The 12062-nt window shown below is 44.0% G+C and carries 7 protein-coding genes; all 7 read left to right on the forward strand.

Annotated elements, in window-relative coordinates; translation table 11 throughout:
* Positions 1–12: 12 nt before the first annotated feature.
* The 7 genes from D7Z26_RS14135 (at position 13) to D7Z26_RS14165 (ending at position 12047) form a co-directional block, all read left to right on the forward strand.
* Positions 13–876 (forward strand): carbohydrate ABC transporter permease, encoded by an 864-nt coding sequence (locus tag D7Z26_RS14135; protein ID WP_158602310.1) that lies wholly within the window; start codon positions 13–15, stop codon positions 874–876.
* Positions 877–886: 10 nt separating this feature from the next.
* Positions 887–1705 (forward strand): carbohydrate ABC transporter permease, encoded by an 819-nt coding sequence (locus D7Z26_RS14140; RefSeq protein WP_120977635.1) that lies wholly within the window; start codon positions 887–889, stop codon positions 1703–1705.
* 36 nt (positions 1706–1741) lie between these two features.
* Positions 1742–2812 (forward strand): SGNH/GDSL hydrolase family protein, encoded by a 1071-nt coding sequence (locus tag D7Z26_RS14145; protein WP_120977636.1) that lies wholly within the window; start codon positions 1742–1744, stop codon positions 2810–2812.
* Between the two features lie 38 nt (positions 2813–2850).
* Complete coding sequence (locus D7Z26_RS14150; protein WP_120977637.1) at positions 2851–5001, forward strand: alpha-L-rhamnosidase C-terminal domain-containing protein; 2151 nt, start codon at positions 2851–2853, stop codon at positions 4999–5001.
* A gap of 23 nt (positions 5002–5024) precedes the next feature.
* On the forward strand, positions 5025–7937 hold the full coding sequence (locus tag D7Z26_RS14155) for a glycosyl hydrolase (RefSeq protein ID WP_120977638.1): 2913 nt from the start codon (positions 5025–5027) through the stop codon (positions 7935–7937).
* The gene (locus tag D7Z26_RS14160; protein WP_120977639.1) at positions 7934–10144 is read left to right on the forward strand and encodes a glycoside hydrolase family 36 protein; all 2211 of its coding nucleotides are present in this window, start codon (positions 7934–7936) and stop codon (positions 10142–10144) included. Before D7Z26_RS14155 ends, D7Z26_RS14160 begins: the two co-directional genes overlap by 4 nt.
* Positions 10145–10538: 394 nt before the next feature.
* Positions 10539–12047: an O-antigen ligase family protein gene (locus tag D7Z26_RS14165; RefSeq protein WP_120977640.1), complete on the forward strand. Its 1509-nt coding sequence runs from the start codon at positions 10539–10541 to the stop codon at positions 12045–12047.
* The last annotated feature ends 15 nt before the right edge of the window (positions 12048–12062 follow it).

Here is a 12062-nt window from a genome sequence, read left to right on the forward strand (position 1 = left end):
GTGGTGGTTTCTATGAAGAAATATGCGGTTTCCTATACATTAATTTCTCCTTCGGTAGCCTTTATTCTGATTTTTATGTACTATCCGCTTTTGTCCGCTTTGTTTCATTCCTTCACTAAGTGGGATATGGTGACTACCCATTGGATTGGGTTTGCGAATTTTGGGCGTGTATTCTCTGATTCTATTATGGGTCTAAGCGTGTCGCATCAGCTTATTTTTACATTGACAGATCTATTAAAAAGTATTATTCCTCCACTGATTGTCGCTGAGCTGATTCATTTATTGAAAGGCAAACGGGCCAAGTATTTGCTGCGTACGGGCTTTGTGCTCAATATGCTGGTTCCCGGCATGGTGGGAACGCTTCTCTGGCTATCCATATACAATCCGAGCTATGGTCTGCTCAATCAATTGTTGAAATTTCTCGGACTCTCGGAATGGACCAGAGCCTGGTTGGCTGAATCCGGTACAGCTTTATGGGCGATTGTAATGTCGGGTTTTCCGTTTATTTCGGGAGTATCGTTTTTAATTTTTTATGCAGCTATCGGGAGCTTGAACAATGAGGTAATTGAATCTTCGCGGATAGATGGTGCAAACGGCTGGCAGGTGTTTACGAAGCTTCATATTCCCATGCTGACGCCGCAGTTTAAAGTGCTGATCATCCTAACAATTATCGGAAGCTTGCAGGATTTTGTGAAAGTCATAGTGTTGACGAATGGAGGGCCCGGGACTGCAACGGTAATTCCGGCCTATACCATGTATGGCGCTGCATTTGCCAGCTCCGAATATGGGTATGCTTCGGCAATTGGCACATGTTTATTTGTAGTTATTTTGGGACTTACTCTGCTCAATATGAAATTTTTAAAAACGAAATGGTAGGGAGTCATATATGAAATTAGGCTGGTTTCCTAGAGGTATTGTTGTAGCTGTTTTGCTCATTCTGCTGATCTTGACTTTAGTTCCCTTATTTCTTTTGTTTTTCTTGTCGGCTAAAGACAATTTGGATGTGCTGATTGATTTCTGGGGCATACCGGCGAAAATTAAATGGGAAAATTATCAGCTTGCTTTTGAGGCGATTAAACTCAGCTTATGTCATTCTTTATTTGTTTGTATGGTTACGATTTTTGGATCGCTTTTATTCGGGTCTCTGACCGGATATGTGATGGCCAGACATACCTTTCCCGGCAAACAGCTGATTTATATTATGCTCCTTGGCGTTATGATGATTCCCGGCATACTTACCATTGTTCCCTTATATTCACTTATCGTTATGCTGAAATTGGATCATACATTCTGGGGTCTGATTCTGCCTTATGTTGCAGGCTCTCAATTATTAGGCATATTGCTTTGCCGCACATTCTTCGAGGGTATCCCTAATGAATTGTTTGAGGCAGCAAGAATGGATGGGGGAACTGAATTATATCTATATCGTAAAATTGCACTGCCGCTAAGTGTATCCATACTGATTACAATCGGTTTAGTAACCTTTCTCAGTGTTTATAACGATTATCTTTGGCCGCTGCTTGTGCTTGATCAATCGCAGCAAACCTTTACAGTTGCTGCGGTTAATCTTTCCAGCGGGGGCAGGCAGGATATAGGGTTAACCTTTGCGGCGTATGTACTGGGAAGTATTCCGACGATTATTTTATTCTCATTCGGGATGAAATATTATGTCAATGCGATGCTGAACGGTGCTGTTAAAGCTTGAAAATAGAAACGAAGCTGAGTAAAGCGGGGAAGCGAAATGGGAGTTGAGCGCTACGGAAATTATACGATGAAAGAGCTTTTATTGCCTATTTGGAAGAACGATATCATGTACTATGAATCTTTACTGCCGATGGCAGCTCTTGATGATCAGGATATTCCCTTTGGACGCCTGTTGTTTGAAGCATGTGAGATTGTCGAGGTTCGCAATGCGGCTTTGGATACGAGATACGAAGCGGGCAAAGATTTCATTTGTCGAGGAAATTTGCTTTTTTTTCCAGAGGGGTCGAGCATTCCTTTACTCACGAGCCAGGAGTTGTATCCAGAGGATAATAAAGAAGGCTGGGTTCAGGAGCGGGTTGGAGGCGGGTATGTCTTATTCAGGGAAGGGCATTTTTTTCATGATAAGCAGATTACCGTAACTTATAAGCATTTGAATAATGAATGGGCAGGACCTGTGCCAGTCTTTTCGAAGAATGGCCTGCTTAAAACTGTTCATAAATTGAAGTCACAAATTCCACTTAAAATCATGCTGTTTGGCGATAGTATTTCCGAAGGGGCAAACTCCAGCGGAATGATGAATACAGCACCTTATTTACCTATTTGGGGAGAGATGGCTGCCGGGTTTTTACGAGAGCATTACCATACGGAGATCAACTTGGTAAACCCTTCTGTAGGCGGAGTAAGCAGCGAATGGGCGGTGAATAACCTTCCCCAATTACTAGCCGAAGCTCCGCCTGAGCTAATTATCCTTGCTTTTGGGATGAACGATGGGACGAATAAAGTGTCGAAGGAGCAATTTACCGCTAATATCCGAGCTATGATACAGGCAGCGAAATCCCGAAATGCTGAAGTGGAGGTTATTGTAATTGCTCCAATTCTGGCGAACCCGGAGACGTTTTTTGCTGGAAATCAAGCATTGTATAAGAATGAATTGCTTCAATTGGCTAACGAGGATATAGCATTAGTGGATATGACCGGAATTCATGAAGAGCTGCTTCGCCATAAGTCTTATGCAGATCTAACAGGGAATAACGTAAATCACCCCAATGATTTTCTGGCTCGATTATATGCGCAAGCGGTTTTGGCCCATTTAATTGAAGAAATATAAGGGTATTCACAAGAAAAACAACATAGAGGAGCTGTACGATGACTAATCTGCCCATGGACGAGATTTTGAAGATCCCTAGGTGGATCTGGGATAAAGAAAAAGCAATGAATCTACATGTCACCTTAAAGACCAGCTTTTATGCAGAGAAAGAGATTAACCATTGCCGGTTGTTTCTTGCTATGACTGGTGGAGTTACAGTTAGATTGGATCAACAGGTCGTTGGACAGCTTGCAGAGGGCGGCGATCAGCTTGCTTCATTCATCCAACTGGATTCTTTTCCAGAAACCCTGAGCGAAGGAGAGCATGTAATTGAGCTGGAAATCAAATGCAGCGAAATCATGCCGGTATCCCCTGTCAGTATCCATCTTTCTGAGCGGCTAGTTGGGTGTGTGGGTTATTTGCAAGGAGACGGCTTCTGGATACCAACGGATGAATCATGGCAATCCAACGGGGAACAAGCTGCATTGGTTTGTGTCTATGGAGACGAACCCTATGGCGATTTGGAGAATAGCCCGGAGTGGTTTGCCAGAGGGGGATTTGAAGATATTGTCACAGAATCCATAGTAGATTTTGAGGTTCATGCTGCAGCTGGTTTGGCTAGCAAAAGAAAAAATGAAGGCCTAAGTGTGGAGGGTATCCATACAATGGAGCAGCGGCCAATTGAGATAACCAGAGTTGTAAAAGATATCTTCTATCATTTGCGCAAGCAAAGAGAATGGCAGGAGCTGCGGCTGCAAACCGCATCCTGGGAGTTGTCTAATTCACCTTCGTTAATCGTGGATCTGAACAAAGAGTACAATGCGCGGTTTCACTGCAAGAATAATTCCGATCACCCTGTTCAGGTTATTTGGCATGGAGCCGAGTCGTTATGGGAGCTGGAGCATTATGAGGGGTGTATTACAGAAGCTTTTACACTTCCGGCACGGGCAGATTTTGTGACTTTGCCTCAAGGAAACCGCTACTATAAAATACATCTGCTAGGCGAGATAAATCTTCCTTTCTCCCTTGAGTTTCAATTCGAAGCGCTGCAGGTTGCCTTAAACCAAAAAGGCCATATTCAATCCAATCTTCCCATGATTGATCAAATTTTTGAAGTATCCGTTCACACGAATCGGATTTGCCACCAGATCGGCTTATGGGACGGCGTCAAACGCGACCGGTTAAACTGGGCTTATGATTTCTACCTTGCGGGCAAGGCGGATTATGTACTGTGGGATGATCTTTCCGTACTGAAGAGGTCAATTACCGAAATCGGAAAAGGTACGCCTTATGGCTATTGGATGAATTCAATTGCCTCTTATACGTTATGGTGGATTAATAATCTGTGGGAGTATTATTTCTACACGGGCGATCGTCAATTTGTTATAGACAATAAAGCTGATCTGCAAAAACATATAAGTTGGATTGAAGCTAATATAGATGAAGAATCGGGCGGTTTAATTAAAAACCTGACGAATTTAATAGAGTGGATTCCGATTTCGGACGAAGAAATGCAGATAAGCATGGATGCTTTATTCAAGCTGACGAGCATGAATATCGAAAAGCTGATGAAATGGATTCCGGAGCTTGAAATTGAAGTCGATTGGAAGTTTCCGCTAATTAATGAAGCGCAATTCCTGCAAGCCGAGACGCTTATTACGCCATTATTAGGCATCTTAAGCGGTTATGTCTCTTCCGGTAACGCCCGGGCTTTTTTGCGGCAGCGTGAAATAAATGATCCTGTTACTCCCTTGTCGGCGTATTGGTTTGCCGAATGCTGCTCTCAATTTGGCTTGCACGAGAAAGCTTGGAGCACCATTGAGCTGGTGTGGGGTACGATGCTTAAAGAGGGGGCATCCACCTTTTGGGAAGGGATAACTTTAGCTAAAGGCAGCGACTATCATCGGGCATTGACAACATACACGGCTTACAGCTCCTATCGGATGAGCCTTTGCCACAGCTGGTCGAGCACACCCGTACAATGGATTTCAAAATATCTGATTGGCGTTGAGCCTTTGGAGCCCGGATACAGCAAAGCGCGGTTTCTTCCCAATTCTGTAGGGGGGATGAGTCGTTGCCAAGGTACGGTAAACACACCGTATGGCGTTATTCAGGTTTCGTGGCATATGAATGAGCAAGGAAGCATTTTATCTGATATCACGGCTCCCCCGGAAGTTGAGCTGCTGCAAGCTATTCCTACTAAAGGGTAAAGCTGTGAAGAAGGAGCATTCTTATGGACAAGCAATTATTCAATAGTCCAAGTGTAGATTTCCGCCCTGTACCTTTTTGGTCGTGGAACGGCAAGCTGTCCAAGGAACGGCTGCTTCAGCAAATCCATTCCATGCAGGAAGCGGGGATGGGCGGCTTCTTTATGCACGCGCGGTCGGGACTGAGTACCCCGTATCTGCAGGAGGATTGGTTTGCCTGCGTAAAAAGCTGTGTAGATGAAGCCGATTTGCTCGGGATGAAAGCCTGGATTTATGACGAAAATGGCTGGCCCAGCGGCTATGCGGGGGGAGCGGTTCCCAGGATGGATCGCGCCTTCCGGGCGAAGGCCTTGGTCATGGAAGCTGTGCAACGGGCAGAAGACGATGAATATCGCTTGATTGCCAGTCGGCCGGCCGAAGACGGAAAAGCTGCGAATTATTACTACGAGTGGGTACAGCCCTTGGGGCAGGAGAGATTTGAGTTAGCTTCTTACGTGGATTTATTGCATCCGCAAGTCACCCAAGCATTTATTGAAAGCACCCATAATCGATATAAAGACGAAGTCGGCCACGATTTTGCGGGTACGATTCCTGGTGTGTTTTCGGACGAGGCTTGTGCTTTACTCTGGTTGGATCCTTCACGACCGGCACTGCCATGGACGGAAGGATTTGCAGCCATTTTCTACAACAGCTATGGCTATGACTTGATTCCGCTGATTCATTATTTGTTTATTGAAGAGGAGTCTTATAAAAAGGTACGCTACGATTATTGGCGTCTGGTTATGGACCTGTTCGCAGAAAATTACGCAAAGGCTGTTTATCAATGGTGTGAAGCCGAGGGCTTGTTTTTTACCGGACATTTGATGGCTGAGGATAACCTGGTATATCAAATGGAGTGGGTTGGAGACGTCATGCGCCAATATGAATACATGCATATCCCCGGATTGGACCATTTGGGGCGCCAAATTCACAAAAGCAGCATGGAATTGAGCGAGGCTTCCTATACGACTGTCCTTTCCGCCAAGCAGGTGTCCAGCATTGCGCATCAATTGGGCAAAGAAAGATGCCTGTCTGAATTGTTTGCTTGCGCGGGTCAAGGGTTTGATCCCGGGCTGCAGAAATGGATGATCGATTGGCATCTGGTGCATGGAATTAATTTGTTCAGCCCGCATTTGCTGCCCTATTCGTTTGCGGGCGAGGGGAAACGCGATTATCCTCCGACCATTGGGCCTCAGCAGCCGTGGTGGAAGGATTACAAGGTGCTTTCCGATTATCAAGCCAGAATGTGTTACGCCCTCACCCGGGGAAAAAGGGTTGCTCATCTCCTGGTGCTTCACCCTATAGAATCAGCCTTTGCAGAGTACTCGCCGCTGAATGCCAATTCCGTGAATCAGAAGAATGCCGACCTTGAAAGGCTGTCTCTCCTTCTGTTGGATCATCATCTTGATTTCGATTTCGGAAATGAACATTTTATGGGGCGTTATGGTGAAGTGACTGAGGATGGGATTCGTGTGGGGGGTTGTGTTTACCGTACCGTCATTATTCCGGATTGCTCCAGGTTTCGTCCGTCCACGCTGCGGCTATTGCAGCTTTTTGCCGAGAAGGGCGGTAAGATCTGGGCAACTACGGCGCTTGAAGAGCTGCGAAATGGAATGCCTGATATAAACGGATTAGCTATACATCCTTTTTCCGTTTCCGAGCTGGCCGTTGAATATCCGCAGGGCGCAGTAATAGAAGGGGCAGACAGCCGGCATATTTGGATGCATGAAAGAATCGACGGCGATGATAAGCTGTTTTTCATGGCAAATCTATATTTAAGTCACGAACCCGTACAGGTAACGATTAAGCTTGAGGGGTATGTAAAACCGCTGCAATTAAATGCAGAGACTGGTGAGACACTGGAAGTGCCATTTCTGCATCAAGAGAATAAGACGATAATCGAATGGGTGTTCCTGCCAAAGCAATCGCTGCTTATTCAAGCTGTCCCATGTGAGGTACAGCTTAAATCTGCTATTTCCGGTAAAAAAAGAACGAATCATAGATCAGCAGCTTCTGCTGCGTTTACGTTCAAGCCCTTAGACCTGAACACGGTCGTACTGGATACATTCTTTAGAAAAAATCAAGCGGATCTGCAATGGGAAGCTTCGGCATCGCTGGCTCATTGGAGGCGAAATCAACAATCCGAAGTAAGCGGCGAACAATACAAAGCTTATTTTGCCGTTGATGATCAAGCCTTGTCCATCCCGCTTTATGCCGTAGTGGAAGCGCAGTTAGGGAATCGCATAAGCTGTAATGGGCAAGATTTGCAGCGCTCTTCTCTTACCTGGCTGGATGCAGATTGGATTTGCTATGAAATTCCCCGCGATTTATTAATTGCAGGCGACAATAGCTTGGAGCTGGAGCTCATTGGCAATACGTGCGGGCTAATGGAGAATATCTATGTGATTGGCGAGTTTCAAGTCTACTTCACCGGCGAAGGACTTCCGTTAATTGTAAAACCGGATTATTCCAGCCTAAGAGCGGGAAATTTAACGGATCAAGGCTTCCCTTTTTATGCGGGAAGAATGGAATTGCTTACTCTTTTGAATATAGAAGACTATGGTGTAGATCCTGAAGAGGAAAAATGGTGTATTCGAATTTCGCAATCATCAATTGCCTCTGCAGTGCTCTGGGTCAATGGAGTGGAATGTGGAGTAAGAGCCTGGGATCCATGGGAATGGGAAATTAACAAAGCTGAGTTGGGAAATAGCTGCGAGCTGCGTTTAGTCATCAGCAATACTTTGCGCAACCTGATCGGACCTCATCATTATCAGAATGATGATCAATTGAATTTTATAACTCCATCGCATTTTTGGGATATGGATCATTGGTCAGAAGAGAGGATTTTAGTGCCATTTGGAGTAGACAAGCTGTATTTGGAAAAGGAGATTTTGGAATGAGCGAGCTCCAGAATGATTTACTAATTGAGCATGAGAACATGTTCATCCGATATGTTAACAGTGAGAATGGACTTAAGCAGCTGAGCTTCAACCCTGAGAAGACGCCCAAGGAACCGGTGCAGGCTGTGCCATTTCCCAATTTCGAGGTTGCCGTTGCAGGAAGACCCTATGGACATGCTTCTGCACTCGTATCCGGGCTGACTAATCTCCCGTCAGAGATGGTACTGAAAGATATAAAAACGAGCTTAGAGAATGTTCAATTTACTTACATCCATCCGACACTTGGTTTGCGCATCCAGGTAGATATGCAGCTTATTCCGGGTTCATCCGTTATTCGCCAGCAGACAACAGCATACAATGATAGTCAAGCTCCTATTGTGTTGACCCACTTATCCTCCATGTGTATGCAAGGAATTGCAACCGACGGCTGTCGTCCTTGGCATCACAGCGATAAAATCAAAGTGCATTATTGTCTGCAGACTTGGAATGGCGAAGGCCAATGGCGTTCCGGTAGTTTGGAGGAGCTGGGACTGTACCCGACCTCTACCCATCCAAGCTCCTCAACCGTTCATTTCTCATCCATTGGCACTTGGAGCACAGGACGTTATCTTCCTATGGCAATAATTGAGGATTTGGAGACAAGCAAAACGTGGTATTTTCAAATTGAAGCCTCGTCCGATTGGCAGTTCGAAATTGGACATCGCGGTTCGTGGACAGACGAAAAAGGAGCCTTGTTCATTCATGCCGATGGAGCGGATGAGCGAAATGGGGGATGGACGAAAACGCTGGCTCCCGGCGAAAGCTTTACTTCCATCCCTGTAGCTTTCGGTTGCTGCAAAGGCGACTTGACAGCAGCCGTTAAAGAATTGACATCATATCGCAGGTATATTTTGAAACAGCAGTACTTGGACCAACGGCTCTGTCCGATCGTTTACAACGACTACATGAATACATTGTGGGGAAATCCAACGAGGGAAAAGCTTATCCCGTTAATTGATTCCGCTTCAGAGGCCGGGTGTGAGTATTTTTGCATCGATGCCGGATGGTTTGGGGGAAAAGAAGCTTCATGGGGAGACGGATTGGGTGATTGGAACCCCAGCGATGACAGATTTGGCGAAGATGGCCTTCAAGGAGTTCTGGAGTACATAAAATTGAAAAATATGCATCCAGGATTATGGCTGGAAATGGAAGTTTGTGGCGAGAAAGCGGAGCTGGCCAAAAAACCGGATGCTTGGTTTATTCAAAGGTACGGGGTTCGCATTGGCGGCGGTGCACGCTGGTTTTTGAATTATGAGAATGCTGATGTACGCTCTTATATGCATCATGTCATAGAGCGATTAGTCGCTATGGGCGTACGCTTTATCAAAAATGACTATAATTTGGGAATGAATGCAGGGGATGAAAGGGCCGGCTTATCCGCTTCAGAAAGTCTTATGAATTCTGTGCTGGCTTTTTATCGGTTTATAGATGAGGTTAGGTCACGGCACCCTGATCTGATCCTCGAGAATTGCGGTTCCGGTGCCATGCGTTCCGACTATGGAGTCTTGTCTCATTTTCATATGCAAAGCTCTAGTGATCAAGAGGATTATACCCAATATCCATCTATTCTCGGTGGCAGCTTGGCCGCTGTTTTACCTGAACAACTAGGGATCTGGGCTTATCCCTATCCGTTGCTGCATGGGGATATAGCACATCCAGAACGGATGGAGCAGGGTTATTACATGCAGTCTATGCAGGACGGAGAGCAAACTATTTTTAATATGATCAATGGCATGTGCGGCAGCTTGTATTTATCCGGACATCTCAATTATGCGGATCCCTTGAACAAAGCATTAATTCATGAAGCTGTCTCTTTATACAAAAAGGAAAGGGAGCATATTCAGAGCTCTTATCCGCTCTGGCCTCTGGGATTTACCCGAATTAATGCCAAAAATTCTTGGGCTTGTGTGGGCTTATCCTCTTGTAACAATGATCGTATTCTATTGGCGGTCTGGCGTTTGGGAAGCTCGGAAGCTTATCAAACCCTTCCATTGCAGATGTGGCAAGGTAAGTCAGCCACTGTTAAACAAATTTATCCTTCCCAAGGATACGAAAGCCAATATTATTACAATGAAGCTAAGGGCTGTCTGACTGTTCATCTGGATAAAACGTACCAAGCCCGCTATTATGAAATAAGGTATGATGGGATATATTTTCAACAAAATTGAAGAAGTGTTGAGAGCATGAAATCATCATGTTTATGTTCAAATTGTTCAGTGAAAACAAATCAAAAGATGAGTTTCAGGTCTCATTTATAACCAAAAAATCGCCTGTTATGGCAACCTTTTTGTCTCAGCTATAGACGTTACCCACAGGTACCTCAGTATGAGTAACGGGTATAGTTGATACTCTTTACCCCGATAATTGAGACATTTCAAGTCATATGTTTGAGATAAAATTCAAAACCAGTAACAGCAAGATTCCTTGCTATTACTGGTTTTTTTCTTTCGGATATAAGATGTTCTGGTATTGAATATCGATTCTAGAAGCACACGAGAAATTGATTCTTCTATTCTTGATTTGGGTTATACTTGTAAAAACAGATTTTGTTGGAGGTGCATTGTGAAGCGTTGTTTTCCATTTTTAATAGTTTCTGGTTATTTTTGGGCAGGTGCTATTTTTCAAGGTTACTTTTATGGGATTTCTTATCTGACAGCAAACATTATTCTGATTATTGGATTTATCATTACCGGACTATTAACTAATGAAATTAAAGTCCATCGATTTCACCTAATCCTATTCCTATTTGCGGCAATCTATTGGATTTCATTGTTATACGCGGCTGACTTTGAACAAGCTCTGCTGGAAGCCTCCAAAGTGAGCATTTTAGTATACCTGTCACTGTTTATTATGATGCTTGATCGTAAGGGGATGGAAAGTGTATACAAACACTTCATCTGGATCGGGTCATTTCTTACTGTCCTTGGCATTTTGTTTGATATGTTTCGGAACAACCGTCTCGAATCAACAATGCAGTATGCAAATTCGTTAGCGATTTTTTTACTCGTTTGTTTGAGCTTATCGATGCTTTTTTACCTATCCACCAAGAAAAAAATATATTTGTTATTCCTATCGATAAACTGCCTGGGGGTGTTGTTAACTTTCTCAAGATCTGTTTGGATTCTTTGGCTATTGGTTTTGATTGTCTTGGTATGCATATACCCTCAAATCAGGAAAAGAGCCCAATTAACTTATATTGCCGTTGCGCATATTACGGGCGTAGTATTAGCTTTCGTAATTAGAAAGGATCAATTCGCCTTTTGGAACAGAGTGAAGAGTATTCAACCTCAAACCTCAGAACTTCAATATCGCTTTTTGAATTGGCATGACAGCTTGAATATGCTTCGGGACTACTGGCTGACAGGTTCGGGTGGCGGTGGATGGAGTTTACTCATGCATCTTTACCGTTCTCAAGATTACTATGTGAAATATGTGCATAATCACTTATTGCAATTGTTACTGGATGTTGGAATTATTGGACTCTTTCTTTTTGGTTGCTTGATTGCAATGTTTTATTATCAATCGGCCACTTCTAAATACGTGGCTGAGCAAGACGCATTATGGAATTCTGGCGGTATGGTTATCACAGCTTTGCTTATTTTGCATGCCGGATTTGATTTTGATTTTAGTTTTCCTTTTATCTTCGGCACATTCATTTGTATCATGACTTCGGCGTTTAGGAACGATAATGCAGAAAATGTCGGGTACAGAATCAAGATCCGCTCCCAATGGGGGTATGTTGCGTTCGGTGTCAGTTGTACTCTTATTATTTTGTTCATTTGGTTGTGTGTTGGATACTACAACAAAGAACGCGGAATGCAACTTATTGAAGGAAAAGAGTGGGCACTGGCTCAAAAACACTTCACTCAGGCAGAATCCATTATTCCATGGGCGAATACGGTTTATTACGAATCCGCAAAAGGATATGTGATACTTGGAAACGAAACGCAAAAAATAGATATGTATAAAGCAGCTGAGGAACAATTGCAATCGGCACTAAAGTTTGTACCAGAAAATGACCTATATCGAGAATTATTGAATGATGTCGAAAAAACACTTCACAATAAGTAGATAGCCATGATAAAT

It is taken from the genome of Cohnella endophytica (genome assembly GCF_003628305.1).
Lineage (GTDB): Bacteria > Bacillota > Bacilli > Paenibacillales > Paenibacillaceae > Cohnella > Cohnella endophytica.